Origin of the sequence: Pedobacter nutrimenti (assembly GCF_003208655.1) — a bacterium.
Taxonomy (GTDB): Bacteria; Bacteroidota; Bacteroidia; order Sphingobacteriales; family Sphingobacteriaceae; genus Pedobacter; species Pedobacter nutrimenti.
Genome location: NZ_QKLU01000001.1, coordinates 981,099 through 997,950, shown reverse-complemented (window position 1 = coordinate 997,950; position 16,852 = coordinate 981,099). Strand labels below are relative to the sequence as shown.

Below are 16,852 nucleotides of genomic sequence, written 5' to 3'. Positions count from 1 at the left end.
TTTCGTTTTTTACAAACATTCTGAATTTAAATAAAATTTAGTGCGCAAGTATTGCTCAAATCTAGATTTGAGCAATACTTTTTCTATTTATGGACGCCTGTGCCTGTAAGTAGGCTGTGGGCGTTACACCTGTGAACTGTTTAAATGTCCGCTGAAAAGTTGCCTGGGAATTAAAACCGCATTGCATGGCAATGCCACCTAAGGTAAATTGTTCTATGGCTGATATTTCCAGCATTTGTTTGAAAGCATTGATCCTGTATTCATTAACAAATTCATTAAAGCTTTTATGTAAATTGTGATTAAGCACATGGGAAATCACTTTTTGGGACAAACCGGTATGTGTGATCACCATTTGAAGGTTAAGGACGGGGTTTAGAAAAAGCTGATCTTTATCCATGGCTTGTTTAAGCTGATTTATGGCATGCCCGGTGACTTCCGCATCAAGCTGCATCCCCGAAATCTTTGGAGCAGCGGGCAGGTGGGGCTGTATGGATAAGGAATAGGCTTTTATACCCAGCCAGTAAATAACTACTGCCATTGGAAGATAGACAAAAGACCAGCCTAAAGTTAGTGGAAAGACCAAACCAATCCCTGGCAGGAGGTAGGGAACCAGAAAAATTAGCCATATGGTTTGAAATGCAGTCATTGCAATTACAAATTTCCGGAGATTTTTTATCCGGACCACTGAACAGCTTTTGTGGTCTTGCCGAAGCAGTTTCCATGATAGGAGAAGATAAATAGAGATGCTCAGCCAGCGGGGAAAATCTATATAAGCATTATAGGAATCGATAAAAGTAAAAGTAGCTGTTTTATTATTTCCGGCTAAACCCAGGTGATAAGCCAAAGCCAGCATATAAGGAAACAAATCCAAAACGACCGGGGCAAAGTGGAGCCTCTTTTTTACCTGGAACCGGAAATCGGGCCAGAGGCTTTTTTTTACATAAAAGAAGAAAAGTGGCCCGACAGGCATAAAAATAACAAGGGGAAGCACATCCCCAACTTTTTGCCAGCCGGTTGTCCAGTTTTGCTGCAGCAGAAACATATTAAAACTGGCCAAAGCAAGCAACAGGATCATAGCCCCTAAAAACCGGTTTTCGGGATGCTGTGCCGCAGATCTGAACAGCATTAAAGCACAGATTAAGCCTTGAAATGCAGAGGCTAATATCATTGCAAACACCAGTGAATGGCTTAGTCCCATCCTGTACTTCCTTTTAAAATTTAGCGCCCGTCAGTGCTTTTGCCTTGCATAAGGCCCCGGCCGAAAGAGCAAAGGCGTAATGCAGGGCTGCTTTGATTTTACTCTCCTGAAGTTTTATCTCAAAAAGGTCCTTTTTCCAGGCCGGATAATTTTGACCATTTAGCTGGTCAAATATTAAAGAAATGTTTTGTTCACTTGCAACCGTTGTGTGCCAGATCCCATTGGGAACAAATATGGTTTCCCCGGGTTGTAATACCACTTCCAGGGGACTGGCATTTTTGTAGAGCGGGTATTTTTGCAAATCTGGTGAAACTACATTTACAGGAGAGAGGTACCTGGACATTCCCTCTTTACCGGCATAAAGATATTCATCCTGCCCATCAGGAAACAGAATGAATTTTTTTTGCCCGTATAATTGGGTAATCCAGGCATTGGTATGATAAAAATCTTTGTGTAAGCTATACTGATTGCCCTTTCCACCAATAAACAAATGGATATTATTGCCAAATTTTCCATAAGGGATCACCCCGGAACGAAACCAGTTTGGCTGGGCATAATTCATGTGCAGGGGTTCTAACAGTTTTAACAGTTCGGGGATCTGCTCCGGAATTTCAAACAATATCGGATAAGGGGCCGGGTTTTCTGCAGTACTTTTGGCGGTCAGGTCAATAATTTCTGACATGGTATAGGTTCGATCACCATGACTGGTTTGATAGGACCCGAAGTTTTCCTTAAAAAATTCGGGTGTAAACATGGTATTGGATTTCCATGCGCCGGTGGCATTTTTAAAAACCAGTGGAATTCTTTTTTTGAGGTGTTGCTCAATAAAATCCTGATAAGAAATAGATTCTTTTTTTTCAATGTTTTGGAACGTTCCCATGTTTACCCTAATTAAAGAATAAATATAAACTATATTTAAAGTTTTCCAAATAGTAATTCAGGGATTTCCAATAACAAAACAGGCCATCTGTAAAGACGGCCTGTTTATCGTGCGGAAGAAGGGACTCGAACCCCCACGCCGTGAAGCGCCAGATCCTAAGTCTGGTGCGGCTACCAATTACGCCACTTCCGCATTTCCCCTTGTAAGGGGTTGCAAAAATAGAAATTGTTTTTGAAAGTCAAAGTACCTTAAGAAAATTATAAAGAATAAAATGGAGTTGCTCCGATTAATTTTTTGTTAAAACATTGAAGTATTGTGGATTATTAAATAACTTTAAGTCACATTTAATTATGAAATATAAGGAAATTCAACCACCGGACCATTTGAAAAGCTATATCCGCTATTGCTGGATCCTGGAAAGCCATGACGCGGTGGTATCGCCCAGATCCTTCCGGACGATGGCAGATGCCAGTCCGGGTTTGATTTTTCAACACAGCGATTACGGTACCTTGTTCCAGGCAGACAAAGCGCTTTCGGATGTTTTTTTGTTTGGACAAAGTACCAGGTATACTGAACTGAAGCTCAGCGGAAGTTTTAAAACGGCAGGGATTTATTTTTATCCCAATGGCCTTAAAGCTATTTTTGGTTTAAAAGCCGAAGAACTGACCAACTCCTGTTTGAACATGGAAACATTTGGCCTGAGCAGGGAATATGCTTTATCAGAAAGACTTTCGCAGGCGCCGGGCGTGGAAGGACAGCTGCAAGTATTGTTTGATTACCTGGGCAAACAGCTTAAAAGTAAAAGAATTTCTACAGATCCGTCCATGGAACAGGTATTGTCCCTGATGCTGGAGTCCAATGGAAATATTTCTTTAAAAGACCTTCAGGCCAGGCTTCAGCTTTCTGAAAGAAGTTTTGAAAGAAAGTTTAAAGAACTCGCCGGAATTTCTCCGAAGCTGTTCAGCAGAATCTGCCGTTTTCAGGCTTCACTCGGGCAGCTCCGCAAACCTGGCTATGATAAAGGAACCACCCTGGCTTTTGAGCAAAATTATGCAGACCAGAGCCATTTTATCCGCTCTTTTAAAGAGTTTGCCGGATTTTCTCCTTTGCAGTATCAAAAACAATCTAAAGAGTTGGTGGAAAATCTTTCTGAACTTACTTTCTGACTTGTCGGTTTTGTTCTATTTCTGAAAAATTACAGCCTGTAATTTTGGGGAAAAGATATCATCATGAAACAATCATTAAACAAAAACACCATACTGGTATTAGGGGCCAGCGGAAAAACCGGCAGCCGCATTTCGGCCAGACTTTTACAAAATGGATTTGATGTCCGCCAGGGCTCCCGGTCTGCAGTCATTCCCTTCGATTGGGAAAAGGAGGAAAGCTGGCCGGCAGTGCTGCAAAATGTGACTGCAGTATACCTTTCCTTTCAACCCGATCTGGCTGCCAGTGGCGCAGCTGAAAAAATACGGCGGTTTAAGGACCTGGCCATAGCCGCAGGTGTTCAAAAGCTGGTGCTGTTGTCGGGAAGGGGAGAGCCCGAAGCTGTGCTATGCGAAAACATTGTCAGGACATCAGGACTGCAATGGACCATTTTGCGGGCCAGCTGGTTTTGTCAGAACTTCAGCGAAGGCTATCTTCTGGAACCTTTACTGGCCGGCCATGTTGCTTTACCTGCAGGAAATGTAACCGAGCCCTTTATCGATGTAGAGGACATTGCAGATGCGGCTGTTCAGGCGTTAACAACCCAGGGGCATCATCAGGCCATATACGAACTTACGGGCCCCCGCTTGCTGACTTTTAAACAAGCTGTAGAGGAAATTTCCGCAGCCACAGGCCGTACAATTCAGTATCAGGAGTTAAGTCTGGAAGCGTACACAGATTTATTAAAATCTTATGAAGTGCCCCATGAATATATTGCTCTGCTGTCTTACTTGTTTTCGCAGGTTCTGGATGGTAGAAATTCAACAACAGAGAATGGCGTAGAACAGGCAACGGGTCACCCGGCAAGGGATTTTTCTGAATATGTACAAAGAACCGCTGCAAGCGGGGTATGGAATTCTATATTAATTTAAATTTTAAAACTGCATCTTCAATGGAACGACAAAACATTTTACTTAGCCTGGCTACGATTTGTACCGGCCTGATGGCCGGGCTGTTTTTCAGCTGGTCCTGCTCAGTGGTCCCTGGCCTGGCAAAGGTCACCGATAGCAATTACCTGGCTGCCATGCAATCCATTAACCGGGAAATTCAGAATGCCTACTTTTTTAGTTGCTTTTTTGGCGCCCTGGTTCTGCTGGTAATCAGTACTTTTATGGCCTGGCAGCCTGGGCATCACGACTTCCGCTTTTGGTGTTTGCTTGCTGCAACACTGATTTATGCCTTTGGGGTTATGGGTTTGACCATTGCCGGTAATGTACCCCTTAATGACCTGCTGGAAAATTTTGATTTGAAAAATGCATCCCCGGAGTCTATGGCTGCAATGCGGTTGAAATTTGAAAGCCCCTGGAATAATTTTAACCTCATCAGAGCTATTGGTGCTGTTGTATCCTTTGTACTGGCACTGTTGTCTTGCCTTGGCGCTCCGGGACGATAAAACCCATATTGTTTAAAAAAAGAAGCCCCGGAGTTTATACTCCGGGGCTTCTTTCGGTTTAGGCCTGAGGCTCCAGGTATTGCGCGTAGCAATAACCTTCTTCGCCGTCATTGGTCCTCACCAGCCACCACAAGTCGTTGCTTCTGTTAACCAGTGTAATGACTTCTCCGTGGGCCGCTTTGCCTACAATAGGCTGATCGGTTCCGGGCCCTTTACGGATATTCAGATTGCTGCTTTCGGTAATGACTTTTGCATGGGTTACAGCTGCATCCGCGGCAACATTTACATTGAGTACCAGGTCCCCGGAAGTAAAATTCGGATCAATCTGGTTATAGATGTCCCAAAGCTGGTCTTTTACCGCCCCATCGGGTGCAGTGCCGTCTACATATAAAACGCCGTCTTGTTCACGGACTTCCAGATCAGCTATGCCTGCTCCGGTCGCAGCATCCGTTAATTGTTTGTATTTGTCTTCTAAGGCCATAACGCTCATTATTTAACGGTTAATTTGTTGTCAATTTTTTTGGGTTTTAAGACCGACAGGCGCTGCATCAGCTTAATTAATGAAGTTTTTTGGATCTCACCGGTCAGGGTAACTACACCTTCTTTTACATCTGCTTTAACCGTTGGGAAATCTTTAACGGCATCTGCTACGTTTTTTTGAAGGACAGGGTCTTCTGCAATGACTACAGGAGCCACAGTTTTGACCATAATGTTATTGAGCACGGATTTTACGCCTTTTTCTGCCTTGGCGATTTCTTCGGCTTTGGCTTTGGCAGCATCATCTGCAACTTCGCCCGTTAAAGTCACTTCACCTTTGGTTACCGCTACAGTGATTCCACTGGTCTCTTTGGCCTGTACAGCAGCCTGTATATCGGCATCTTTTGGTTTACATCCCGAAAAGAACAGGCATACGGCTACAGCCGCAATCATGAATGAGTTGTTTGTTTTCATTTGTCAGGTATTTATTGGTAAAAGAAAAAAACGGGTAAAAATGTTTTAGATTTTTATCCATTTTTTTTGACAGTACAGCACTGCATAAAATAATTGATTAGCGCATACCTTGTTTTGACTTTCTACCCACCTTCTTTTGAGCTTCTTTTGAAAAAGGACCCAAATCCAAAAGGAATCCAAAAGGAGCTCAAAAGAAAGTGCCTCTTTTTTTGGTGGGTCACAAAAAGATCTTGCTTTTTAAAGTTTAGGACAATAAATGATTATTAAGGGTTAATAACAGACTGTAACCTGTGCGGGGGGAAAGTTAAATTTGATCAACCTAAACCAAACTTAGCCTGGTACTTAGAAAGTGCCAGGCTATTATTTACCAATCTTTATAAAATGAAACCAGGCTTAAACTTCCGCTTCGTTCCTGTTTTGTTGTTCCTGTTTTTTCAAACCTATGCCCAGCCCCGTAAAGCCGAGCCCAGAAAAGAGGGAGAAGGCCCCTGGCCGCAATTGATTATCCGGGGGGTTACTTTGATCAATAGCACAGGCGCACCACCTATGGGGCCGGTCGATGTGGTGGTGGAGCAAAACAGAATTGTTTCCATCAGGGTGGTTGGAAGTCCGGGCCTGCCCATTGACCCCTCCAGAAGGCCAGCTTTAAAAACTGGTGGAAAAGAACTGAATGCTGAAGGGATGTATATGCTGCCAGGTTTTATCGATATGCATGCCCATATCGGGGGTGCAGAAAAGGGTTCGGATGCCGATTATGTATTTAAACTATGGATGGCCCACGGCATCACCACCATCCGGGAGCCGGGATGTTTAAATGGTTTGGATTGGGTATTGGAAGAAAAAAACAAAAGCCTGCAAAATGAAATTACCGCTCCAAGGATTTTTGCGTATACCGTTTTTGGTCAGGGCAGTAAAGTGCCCATCTCTACCGCAGAGCAGACGCGAATCTGGGTGCGGGAAAATGCCAAAAAAGGAGCCGATGGCATTAAATTTTTTGGTGCTTCTCCCGAAGTGATGACTGCGGCGCTTGATGAAAATAAGAAACTGGGTTTAAGATCCATGGCCCATCACTCCCAAACAGACGTCGGGCGTTGGAATGCCCTGAGTAGCGCCCGGGCGGGTATGACTTCTCTGGAGCACTGGTATGGCTTGCCGGAAGCTATGTTTACCGATCGCACCATACAGCATTATTCTGCCGATTATAATTATCAGAATGAACAAGACCGTTTTGGAGAGGCGGGGACCTTATGGAAACAGGCTGCTGCCCCTTTTACGCCCCGCTGGAAAGAGGTAATGACAGAACTGCTGGCCTTAAATTTTACCCTTGACCCAACTTTTAATATTTATGAAGCCAACAGGGACCTGATGCGGGCCCGTCGCGCGGAATGGCACGAGGACTATACGATGCCTAAACTCTGGGAATTTTATAAACCCAGCTGGAACTCCCATGGTTCTTACTGGCACAACTGGGGTACCGAGCAGGAAATGGACTGGAAAGAAAATTACCAGCTCTGGATGGCTTTTATCAATGAATATAAAAACAGGGGAGGCAGGGTAACCGTTGGAACCGATGCCGGATTTATTTATGAACTTTTTGGCTTTGCTTATGTCCGGGAAATGGAACTGCTCCGTGAAGCCGGCTTTCATCCGCTGGAAGTCATAAAAGCAGCGACCCTGAATGGTGCCCAGGCCCTGGGAATGGATAAGGAACTGGGGAGTATAGAAATCGGAAAACTGGCAGATTTTGTCATTGTAGAGGAGAACCCTTTAAAAAACCTGCAGGTTTTGTACGGAACAGGTGCCATTGTATTGGATAAAGACAATCAGGTTAAGCGTAAAGGAGGGGTAAAGTATACCATTAAAGATGGCATCGTGTACGATGCTAAAAAATTACTGGCAGAAGTGAAAGAGATGGTCCGGCAAGAAAAATCAAAAACCGGCTATATTCTTAAGCAGCCAGGTGACTGAAAAGGAGGGAATTAAGTATAATTTCTGTTACGCCCTGTTAAGTTAGTATTAATTTATTATTTTAACTATCGAATCTTTAGGTATTGTTGATTTATGAAAGTCCTTCCCTTCACCTTACCAGTAGCCAGTGAACACTCCATTGTTGTACAGGAGGATATTCTGCCTGAATTTTATAGTTATTTTCACCGCCACCGGGAATTTCAGATCACACTGATCATCAAGGGGGCGGGGACTTTAATTGTCGGTAATTATACCCAGCTCTTCAAACCGGGAGATATTTATTTTATTGGAAAAGACCAGCCTCATATTTTCAGGTCGGACCACAATGAATCGGATAAAGATTTTGAACAGCAGGTCCATGCGATTCATATTTTCTTTGACCCCAAAGATAACCTTTCGCAGCTCATGGGGCTGCCGGAAATGGAATTTATCCGGAAATTTCTTTTGGGCATTGACTATGCGCTTCAGGCACCGGAGGCCTATACCCGGCTGCTGTCTATTTTTATTAAAAAAATCCGAAACACGGAAGGACTGGAGCGCCTGCTGCTTTTTATACAACTGATGAATTATTGTGTAACCCATGTCCGTGACTGGAAAACACTTTCTATAGGGCTTTGTGGTTCTGCTTTTACAGATGCAGAAGGGGTTCGTATGAACGATGTGTACCATTATACCATTGACCATTATTCTGAAACCATAACCTTAAAAACCATTGCTTCTATTGCCTGCATTACGCCCCATTCTTTTTGCAAGTATTTTAAAAAACATACCCGTAAAACCTATTTGTCCTTTCTCAACGAGATCCGGGTAAATGAAGCCTGTAAAAAAATTGTGAGCGGGGATTTTGTGAGCATAGCAGAGGTTGCTTATTCTACCGGTTTTAACAGCATCATTACTTTTAACAGGGTATTTAAAAAAACAACCTCTATGTCGCCCAAGGATTATATCCGTAAGTATAAATTAAACGCGCTTGACAGTGCCATAAAAAACTTGATTTATACCGTTTTGATGATTTTCTGTTTCTAAGGAAGCGATATTTTTTTCTGTTTTTTCTTAAACTGGTCAAAAAATGACCGTAAATCCTTGTTATTGCCCTTGTTTTCTTTTGATTGGTTGTTTTGTAGTGCAACTTGTTGGTTAATTTGTCAATTATTAATCTGTTTGTGTCTGTATTTTTTTTGTTGTAGACAATTTTTGATAAGTAATGGACAATTATAGCCTATTAAGTTTTAGGCCCCTGCGTTAAATTTGGTTGAACCAATAACAACAAAACCGCCTGTATCCCAAAATACAGGTATAAACAAACCAGAACCATCGGAGTGGCCAACCCCATTTCCGATGTCCTTTAACTTAACCAAACCAATCAGATTATGAAAAAAGTATTACTCCTTTTTTTTGTCCTGCTTTCGTGCACTTTGCTCGCAGAGGCCCAGGATAAAACGATTACCGGAACTGTTATAGGAAAAGAGGATAAGCAGCCCATTCCGGGGGCTTCCGTTAAAGTAGTGGGGACTTCAATTGGGGCCATGACCAATTCAAAAGGAAGTTTTACTTTAAAAGTGCCTCTTAACGCAACGCTCGAAGTTATTTTTGTCGGTTACCTGAGCCAGAAAATACAGGTAGGTGCCGAAAACACCTATACGGTTGCCCTGTCTGAGGATGCAAAGAAACTCGAGGAAGTTGTGGTGACCTCTTTTGGTATACAGCGCGACAAGAAAACGCTGGGCTATGGGGTAAGTAAGGTGAGCGCAGAAAGTTTAACCAATGCCCCTACACCTGACATCACCAATGCTTTGGCCGGAAAAGTGGCAGGGGTGCAAATTTCCGGTGCAGGAGGAGGTTTCAGCAGTTCCAACGTCACCATCAGGGGCTTTTCCAGTATCACCAGAAGCAATCAGCCCTTGTATGTGGTCGATGGGGTTCCTATTGACAACGGAGGCGGAAGCAATTCTGTCAATGCAGGTGTCGCCAGTTCCAGCAGGGTATCAGACATCAACCCCGAAGATATTGAAAGTATGAACGTACTTAAAGGGGCTGCTGCAACAGTACTTTATGGATCAAGAGCAGCTTCAGGGGTTATTTTAATCACCACCAAAAAAGGTAAATCGGGCAGATCGCAGGTTTCCTTTACTTCCAATGCCTCCATGGGCGTTATCAACCGGTTTCCGGAATATCAAAATGAATATGCCCAGGGAACAAATGGGGTTTACGGGGATGCGACTGATCCTTTCAGATGGATTCCGCGCTCTACGTCATGGGGGCCGAGAATAGCCGGACAAACCGTGACGGACATTATGGGAAATAAAGTTCCTTTGCAGGCCTATCCGGATAACGTGAGGGATATTTTGCAAACTGCTGGTTCTTTCGACAATACCCTTAGTTTTTCGGGTGCCAATGATAAAATGAATTACCGGGTTTCTTATGGAAACAGTACCCAGACCGCTTTGGTTCCGGGAAACAAACTGGCCCGCAATACATTCAGTGTAAATTTGGGGGCTGCGGTAACCGATAAGTTTAAAATCAATACCTCTTTCTCTTACATCAACAATACCTCTAACCGCACACAGGCAGGTAATCAGGGGGCAAATCCACTCTGGAGGGCCATTTATATGCCAAGAAGTTATAATGCTTCGGGTTTACCGGTAACCGATGCCGCCGGTAACCAGATCTGGTATTCCACCAATGAGGAAAATCCGTACTGGTCTATAGACCACATTACCAATAAACAAGAGCTGAACCGCTTTTATGGAAACATCAACCTGAAATACGATTTCACCAGCTGGTTGCAGGCCGATTTAAAAGTAGGGGTAGATACCTATAACAATAACATTTCGGGCTTTGACGATAAAGGGGTGAGGAGTAATGGAAATACGGCTTCTGCGGCGGCAGGTGGTTTGTCCGAGAGCCAGAACCTGACCCGTAATTTAAGCAGTTACTTCACTTTAACGGCCAATAAAACCTATGGGGACTTTAACCTTTCGGCGACACTTGGAAATGAGATCCTGTCCAATTACAACCGGACTTTAAACTCAACAGGCTTAGGCATTGTGATACCTGGTTTTGCCAACCTGAAGAATTTTAACTCTTTTAATGGTTCTAACAGTTATACCAGGAGCCGCTTAATGGGTATTTTCGGAGACCTTTCTGTTGGCTATAAATCTTATTTAAACCTGAACGTCAAGGCGAGAAATGATTTTTCATCTACACTTTCTCCCGAGAACCGGTCTATATTTTATCCGGCTGTTGCCGTCAGTTTTGTGCCTACAGAAGCTTTTCCAAACCTGAAAAGTAATTTCCTGACCTCCGCAAAAATCAGGGCCAACGTTGGAGAGGTCGGTAAAGGGGCCAATGCTTACGCCACCAACACCGTTTTTGGAACTGCCGGGGCATCCGATGGATTTAGTTCTACGGCGGTCAACTTCCCGTTCAATAACCTGGTTGGTTACACCTATTCAGATACAGCTGGTAACCTCGATCTTTTACCAGAGTTTACCAGGGAAATTGAGCTGGGTACAGAATTGAGTTTTTTTAATAACCGGATGTCTTTGGACTTGTCGGTTTACCAACGCGATTCCAGAAAACTGATCTTTAATGTACCTGTTCCTTCCAGCTCCGGGTTTTCTTCCCAAACCAGAAATGCCGGAAAACTGTCTACTAAAGGTTTGGAGTTTTTACTGAGTGGTACCCCTATAAAAAATTCCAGTTTCAGCTGGGAGGCCTCTTTAAATTTTACGACTTTCAAATCTATAGTTAAAGAATTGGCACCGGGCGTGAGCCTGATTTCTCTGGGTGGTTTTACCTCGCCCAATGTGCAGGCTGTTGCCGGAAAAGAATATGGTTTGATCTATTCCAATATGTACCTCAGGGATGCCCAGGGTCGAATGATCATTAAAGCAAATGGTCTTCCGCAGGCCACTTCAGAAGTTGGACAGGTTGGAAATCCAAATCCAAGATTCACCGCAGGTCTGACCAATACCTTTACCTATAAATCTTTCAGTTTTTCTTTCCTGATGGATTTCCGGTACAAAGGGGATATCCTTTCCAGAACCCTGGGAGACCTTAGGATCAATGGGGTGGCCAAAGAAACAGCAGAATTTAACCGCTTTAATCCGGATGGAACCGTATCCAAACCTTATTTGTTCCCTGGCGTGTATGCAGATGGTACCCCAAACACCACTTATGTTACTGCACAGGATTACTGGGGCTTATCGGGTAAATATGTGGCCTGGGAAGGGTATATCCGGGATGCGACTTTCCTGAAATTAAGGGAAGCTACTTTTACTTATACTTTTCCTAAAGAGTTGCTGGCCAGAACAAAATTTATCAGCAAACTCCAGTTGTCGGTATACGGACGTAACCTCTGGACCTACGCCCCACATTTTCCGGATTTAGACCCTGAACAGAATGTTTTAGGGGTAGGAAATGCCCGGGGCCTGGAATTTGGGATTCAACCGGTACCAAAAACATATGGTGCAACGCTTAGGGCTACATTTTAATGAACAGATTTCTTGAAAAAAATCAATGAGAATTATGAAACTGAATAAAACAATTATATGTACAGGTCTTGTGCTGATCGGAAGCCTGTTCCATTCCTGTAAAAAATTCTATGACGTAAACGATGATCCAAACAATGTTAAGGATGCACCCCTGGCACAACTTCTGCCATCGATAACGGTAAACATAGGTTATATCGGGGCCAGTGATCTTTATCGCTACAGTGGTCTGATTATGCAGCAGTTTTCCGGACAAACGACCAATACCTCACAAACCTTTAAGGAATATGAGCGGTATAACATCAACAATTCAGATGTGAACAACCAATGGAATTCCATTTTTGCTGTGGTCCTGGCAGATATCGCCAAACTTATTGAAAAAGCAGAAGCGACCGGAAGCCCTCATTATGCTGGTGTCGGGAAATTAATGAAAGCGTATATCTATCAAATTACCGTAGACGCCTGGGGCAAGGTTCCTTATAGTGAGGCCACTAAATTTGCAGGTAATTTTTATCCTAAATACGATGACGATGAGGCCATCTATAAAGACCTGATTAAGCTCATTGATGCTGGAATTGCCGATATTAATGCTGCAAACTCCGTGTTTGAGCCCGATCAGACCAGTACCATTTTTATTGGAAAATGGACAGATGTAAAACCAAGATGGATTCGTTTTGCCAATACACTAAAATTAAGACTGTATTTACATTATAGCCAGAAAGATCCTTCTTTTGCCTCTACCCAGATCACTACTTTGATCAATAGCGGCGCAATCTTCATGGACTCTAATGCAGATAACTTTCAGATGCGGTTTTCAACCGAATCCGGACGTCAAAACCCCAATGCAAGTATTGAAGGTGGTCAGTTCAAAAACTCTTTTTTCCCAAACCGCTATATCGTTAACCTGATGAACGGCAAAGCGGATCCAAGGAGACCCTCTTATTTTGTGCCTTTTCCTTACAATTCGAACCCGGCAACGTATAAAGGGGCAAGTGTACTGGACAATGCTTCGGTTGCCTATTCAAGACTAAACACTTATCTGAAAGGGGATACAAAATTCGGTACTATCGTGGTTAACCCGGACGGGACGATTACCGATGGTTCTATTACCTGGCAGGGCAATTCCTATGCAAAATTGCTCACTTATGCAGAATATAATTTTATAAGGGCCGAAGCGGCCCTGAACCTGGGCGCTGCCGGGGATGCGCAAAGCTTTTTCCAGGCCGGGATTCGTGCTTCTATGAGTGATGCCGGGGTATTGAGCGCAGATATAGATGCCTACATTACTGCAAATGGTACTTTAAATGGTACAAATGCACAAAAACTGGAGCAGATCATTAATGAGAAATACGTCGCTAATTTTGGTGTAGTGATGGAGCCCTGGACCGATTGGAGAAGAACAGGCTATCCGGCCATTACACCTTTACCGATCTCAGTAGCGGTTTATGATAAAATCCCAAGGTCTATCATTTATCCTTTATCTGAAAGAAACAGTAATCCGAATACACCTGCAAGAACAGATTTGCTGCAACGCGTATTTTGGGATACACGTCCATAAATAGATTTAAACAGCTAAAATGAAAAGAATCAGTTTGTTTTTTATTGCAATGGGCATGCAGTTCTGTTTTGCCCAAAGTAAACCTGCACCTGGCAATGCGCCGGTGCAGGAAAACCGTCAGCAACCCGAAAGCGAAGGGACGGTACGCACCAAAGGTTCGGTAACCATTAACGGAAAAGTCATCAATTATACCGCTACCACAGGCTACATGCCCCTGAAAACAGAAGAAGGGAAGATCAGGGCCAATATTTTTTACATTGCTTACACCAAGGATGAAGGTGGGGACCTGAGCAAAAGACCGGTTACCTATACCTTTAATGGTGGACCCGGCTCTGCTTCTGTCTGGTTACACATGGGAGTCATTGGTCCCAGAAGAATTGTCATGTCTGAAAAGGGAGAGGCTTTAAGCCCTCCTTATTCTTATACCAATAATGAATTCTCCTGGCTCGACCAGAGTGACCTGGTTTTTATTGATCCGGTTGGAACAGGTTTTAGCCGTGCGGCCCCAGGCGTGGATAAAGCAGAATTCCAGGGGTATAATGAAGACATACAATCTGTAGGGGAGTTTATCAAATTGTACACCACACAGAATAAACGCTGGGGTTCTCCTAAATTTCTGGCTGGTGAAAGTTATGGGACCACCAGAGCGGCAGGTTTGTCCAATTACCTGCAAAATGCTTTTAAAATGTATGTGAACGGCGTGGTCCTGATTTCTGCGGTGCTCAATTTCCAGACCATTAATTTTGCTATAGGCAATGATTTGCCTTATACCCTGTATTTACCAAGTTATGCAGCAACGTCCTGGTATTATAAACAACTGAGCCCGGAACTTCAGGCCAGGGATGTCAAAAGCCTTACCGAAGAGGTAGAGAAATTTGCGATTAATGAATACACCACGGCCCTGATGAAAGGAGATAAACTGAGTGCTGCGGAATATGCATCTGTGGTTTCCAAGTTGAGTAAGTATACCGGATTGTCCGAAGAATTTATCCGGTATACAAACCTGCGGATCAACCTGCCCCAGTACAATAAGGAACTGCTGCGCAAAGACGGAAAAACAGTGGGCCGTTTGGATTCTAGGTTTACAGGGATCGATTATAACGATACGGGTTCGGCTACGGAATACGATCCAAGTAACACCGGTACGATTTCGGGACCCTATACTGCTGGCGTGCTGAGCTATTTTGGTAAGGAACTGAATTATACCAATAACCTGACTTATTACATTCTTGGTGGTGGTGTAGGGCGCTGGAATTACAGCAATGTACAGAACAAATACCTGAATGTAGCAGAATATATGCGTCAGGCCATGTCCGTGAACCCTTCGATGAAGGTTTGGGTACTGGGTGGGTATTACGATTTTGCAACCCCTTATTTCGCTTCCAGATATGTGATCCACCATATGGGTTTAAGACCGGAACAGGAAAAGAACATCAATTTCACCTATTATGAGGCAGGTCATATGCTTTACATCCACATGCCTTCGCTGAAACAGATGAAAATAGATGCAGATTCATTTTATCATAAAACTTTACAGGACATTAAATAAAACAGAAATGCCATATTTATACCACATTCGATGCAGTTTGCTGAGCGGACTGCTGATGGCCAGTACACTTTATGCGCTTGCCCAGCCAAGAGGTAACCGGGGGCAGGCAGAGGCCCCGCCAGTCCCTGCTGTTGAAAATAAAGCTGCAGCGGCTCCTGTATCATTACCGCTGAGCCCCGATGGATACATCGTTTCCAATTCTCAGAATATTCCGCCACCGGTCAGTACCAAACATAGTTTGACCATTGCAGGCCAGGTGATCAATTACACCGCTACCGCCGGCTATCTGCAGTTGAAAAATGAGGACGGGAAACCAAAGGCCAATATCTTTTTTGTGGCCTATACCAAAGATGGGGTAGCCGATAAGAAAAAAAGGCCAATGACTTATGCTTTTAACGGAGGTCCGGGATCTTCCTCGGTATGGTTGCATATGGGAATTATTGGGCCGAAGAGGGTGTTAATGAGCGATAAAGGAGATGTGCTTCCGCCGCCTTATACCTATGTAGACAATGCTTATTCCTGGCTGGACAAAACCGATATGGTTTTTCTGGATCCGGTCACCACCGGTTACAGCAGGGCAGTAACCGGAGAGAACGACAAACAGTTTCATGGTTATGAAGAAGACCTGCAGAGTATGGCCGAAGCTATTCGTTTGTACAGTACAAAATACGAGCGCTGGAATTCGCCTAAGTTCCTGGCAGGGGAAAGTTACGGAACGACCCGCGCGGCCGGCCTGTCGGAATACCTGCAAAGCAAATATAAATTTTACCTGAACGGGGTGGTACTGATCAGCTCCATTTTAAATATGCAGACCGCACGCTTTGATATTGGAAACGACCTGCCTTATCCGCTCTTTTTACCTACCTATACGGCAACGGCATGGTATCATAAAAAACTGGCCGCCGATTTACAGAAAGACCTGAAGGCTACCTTGAAAGAAGTAGAGGCCTTTGCATTGGGTGAGTACAATACGGCCCTGATGAAGGGCAGTGAGCTCAGTGCTGAAGAATACAACCATATTGTAGATCAGCTGAGCCGTTATACCGGTTTATCTAAAACCTATATCCGTCAAACCAATTTAAGGATTGACATCCATAAATTTGACAAAGAGCTTCGTCGTTCAGATGGACTGACTGTTGGGCGTCTGGACAGCCGTTTTACGGGCAGGGATTATAATGATGTGGGCGTAACCCCGGAATTTGATCCAAGCAATGACGGGACCATTTCAGGACCCTATAGCGCGGCGATTAATCATTACCTCCGGGCCGAACTTAAATTTAAAAACGACCTCCCATACGAAATTCTGGGTGGCCGGGTACAGCCCTGGAATTACAATAATGTCCAGAACCGTTACCTGAATGTAGCGGAGTCTTTAAGACAGGCCATGGCGGTAAACCCTTACCTGAAAGTATGGGTGCTGTGTGGCTATTATGATCTTGCAACCCCTTATTTTGCTGCGGATTATACTTTTAGCACCATGGGCCTGCGACCGGAACAGAAAAAAAATGTAAACTTTACCTTTTACCAGGCGGGACATATGCTGTACGTACATAAACCATCCCTGATCCAGGTTAAAAAAGATGCAGACAGGATGTATGACCAGGTGATCAAAGAGATCAGTGCAGCTCCTGAAAAATAATTATAAAGATAGTAAAACAA

13 protein-coding genes and 1 tRNA gene are annotated in these 16,852 nt (G+C 43.8%); 9 read left to right on the top strand and 5 right to left on the bottom strand.

Annotated features, from left to right (window positions below; genetic code table 11):
* Window positions 1-61: 61 nt before the first annotated feature.
* The 3 genes from B0O44_RS04190 to B0O44_RS04180 all read right to left on the bottom strand — a co-directional run bounded on the left by B0O44_RS04190 (window position 62) and on the right by B0O44_RS04180 (window position 2,270).
* Window positions 62-1,126: a helix-turn-helix domain-containing protein gene (locus B0O44_RS04190; protein ID WP_170123267.1), complete on the bottom strand. Its 1,065-nt coding sequence runs from the start codon at window positions 1,124-1,126 to the stop codon at window positions 62-64.
* Window positions 1,127-1,211: 85 nt separating this feature from the next.
* Window positions 1,212-2,078 (bottom strand): cupin-like domain-containing protein, encoded by an 867-nt coding sequence (locus tag B0O44_RS04185; protein ID WP_110827407.1) that lies wholly within the window; start codon window positions 2,076-2,078, stop codon window positions 1,212-1,214.
* Window positions 2,079-2,188: 110 nt separating this feature from the next.
* Window positions 2,189-2,270, bottom strand: a tRNA-Leu gene (locus B0O44_RS04180).
* 158 nt (window positions 2,271-2,428) lie between these two features.
* On the opposite strand from B0O44_RS04180, the gene B0O44_RS04175 reads away from it, so the two are divergent.
* From B0O44_RS04175 to B0O44_RS04165, 3 genes are all read left to right on the top strand, one after another.
* Window positions 2,429-3,244, top strand: coding sequence for a helix-turn-helix domain-containing protein (locus B0O44_RS04175; protein ID WP_110827406.1), 816 nt, complete (start codon window positions 2,429-2,431; stop codon window positions 3,242-3,244).
* 63 nt (window positions 3,245-3,307) lie between these two features.
* On the top strand, window positions 3,308-4,153 hold the full coding sequence (locus tag B0O44_RS04170) for an NmrA family NAD(P)-binding protein (RefSeq protein WP_110827405.1): 846 nt from the start codon (window positions 3,308-3,310) through the stop codon (window positions 4,151-4,153).
* 20 nt (window positions 4,154-4,173) lie between these two features.
* Window positions 4,174-4,674: an anthrone oxygenase family protein gene (locus B0O44_RS04165; protein WP_110827577.1), complete on the top strand. Its 501-nt coding sequence runs from the start codon at window positions 4,174-4,176 to the stop codon at window positions 4,672-4,674.
* A gap of 58 nt (window positions 4,675-4,732) precedes the next feature.
* On the opposite strand, the gene B0O44_RS04160 is transcribed toward B0O44_RS04165, so the two are convergent.
* Window positions 4,733-5,155, bottom strand: coding sequence for an SH3 domain-containing protein (locus tag B0O44_RS04160; protein ID WP_110827575.1), 423 nt, complete (start codon window positions 5,153-5,155; stop codon window positions 4,733-4,735).
* A gap of 8 nt (window positions 5,156-5,163) precedes the next feature.
* On the bottom strand, window positions 5,164-5,625 hold the full coding sequence (locus tag B0O44_RS04155; protein WP_110827404.1) for a BON domain-containing protein: 462 nt from the start codon (window positions 5,623-5,625) through the stop codon (window positions 5,164-5,166).
* 381 nt (window positions 5,626-6,006) lie between these two features.
* On the opposite strand from B0O44_RS04155, the gene B0O44_RS04150 reads away from it, so the two are divergent.
* The 6 genes from B0O44_RS04150 (at window position 6,007) to B0O44_RS04125 (ending at window position 16,832) form a co-directional block, all read left to right on the top strand.
* Complete coding sequence (locus B0O44_RS04150) at window positions 6,007-7,593, top strand: amidohydrolase family protein (protein ID WP_110827403.1); 1,587 nt, start codon at window positions 6,007-6,009, stop codon at window positions 7,591-7,593.
* Window positions 7,594-7,686: 93 nt separating this feature from the next.
* A complete protein-coding gene (locus tag B0O44_RS04145; protein WP_110827402.1) occupies window positions 7,687-8,619 on the top strand; it encodes an AraC family transcriptional regulator in 933 nt (310 codons plus the stop codon).
* 344 nt (window positions 8,620-8,963) lie between these two features.
* Window positions 8,964-12,089, top strand: a complete 3,126-nt coding sequence (locus B0O44_RS04140; RefSeq protein WP_110827401.1) for a SusC/RagA family TonB-linked outer membrane protein — start codon at window positions 8,964-8,966, stop codon at window positions 12,087-12,089.
* 34 nt (window positions 12,090-12,123) lie between these two features.
* Complete coding sequence (locus B0O44_RS04135) at window positions 12,124-13,644, top strand: SusD/RagB family nutrient-binding outer membrane lipoprotein (protein ID WP_170123266.1); 1,521 nt, start codon at window positions 12,124-12,126, stop codon at window positions 13,642-13,644.
* Window positions 13,645-13,663: 19 nt separating this feature from the next.
* Window positions 13,664-15,193: a S10 family peptidase gene (locus B0O44_RS04130; RefSeq protein WP_211321307.1), complete on the top strand. Its 1,530-nt coding sequence runs from the start codon at window positions 13,664-13,666 to the stop codon at window positions 15,191-15,193.
* Between the two features lie 7 nt (window positions 15,194-15,200).
* Window positions 15,201-16,832 (top strand): S10 family peptidase, encoded by a 1,632-nt coding sequence (locus tag B0O44_RS04125; protein WP_211321306.1) that lies wholly within the window; start codon window positions 15,201-15,203, stop codon window positions 16,830-16,832.
* The last annotated feature ends 20 nt before the right edge of the window (window positions 16,833-16,852 follow it).

Excerpts from the sequence above, each read along its gene's own strand:
- B0O44_RS04190 (WP_170123267.1), bottom strand. The coding sequence starts at position 1,126 with ATGCTGTTCAGATCTGCGGCACAGCATCCCGAAAACCGGTTTTTAGGG.
- B0O44_RS04185 (WP_110827407.1), bottom strand. The coding sequence starts at position 2,078 with ATGGGAACGTTCCAAAACATTGAAAAAAAAGAATCTATTTCTTATCAG.
- B0O44_RS04175 (WP_110827406.1), top strand. The coding sequence starts at position 2,429 with ATGAAATATAAGGAAATTCAACCACCGGACCATTTGAAAAGCTATATC.
- B0O44_RS04170 (WP_110827405.1), top strand. The coding sequence starts at position 3,308 with ATGAAACAATCATTAAACAAAAACACCATACTGGTATTAGGGGCCAGC.
- B0O44_RS04165 (WP_110827577.1), top strand. The coding sequence starts at position 4,174 with ATGGAACGACAAAACATTTTACTTAGCCTGGCTACGATTTGTACCGGC.
- B0O44_RS04160 (WP_110827575.1), bottom strand. The coding sequence starts at position 5,155 with ATGGCCTTAGAAGACAAATACAAACAATTAACGGATGCTGCGACCGGA.
- B0O44_RS04155 (WP_110827404.1), bottom strand. The coding sequence starts at position 5,625 with ATGAAAACAAACAACTCATTCATGATTGCGGCTGTAGCCGTATGCCTG.
- B0O44_RS04150 (WP_110827403.1), top strand. The coding sequence starts at position 6,007 with ATGAAACCAGGCTTAAACTTCCGCTTCGTTCCTGTTTTGTTGTTCCTG.
- B0O44_RS04145 (WP_110827402.1), top strand. The coding sequence starts at position 7,687 with ATGAAAGTCCTTCCCTTCACCTTACCAGTAGCCAGTGAACACTCCATT.
- B0O44_RS04140 (WP_110827401.1), top strand. The coding sequence starts at position 8,964 with ATGAAAAAAGTATTACTCCTTTTTTTTGTCCTGCTTTCGTGCACTTTG.
- B0O44_RS04135 (WP_170123266.1), top strand. The coding sequence starts at position 12,124 with ATGAAACTGAATAAAACAATTATATGTACAGGTCTTGTGCTGATCGGA.
- B0O44_RS04130 (WP_211321307.1), top strand. The coding sequence starts at position 13,664 with ATGAAAAGAATCAGTTTGTTTTTTATTGCAATGGGCATGCAGTTCTGT.
- B0O44_RS04125 (WP_211321306.1), top strand. The coding sequence starts at position 15,201 with ATGCCATATTTATACCACATTCGATGCAGTTTGCTGAGCGGACTGCTG.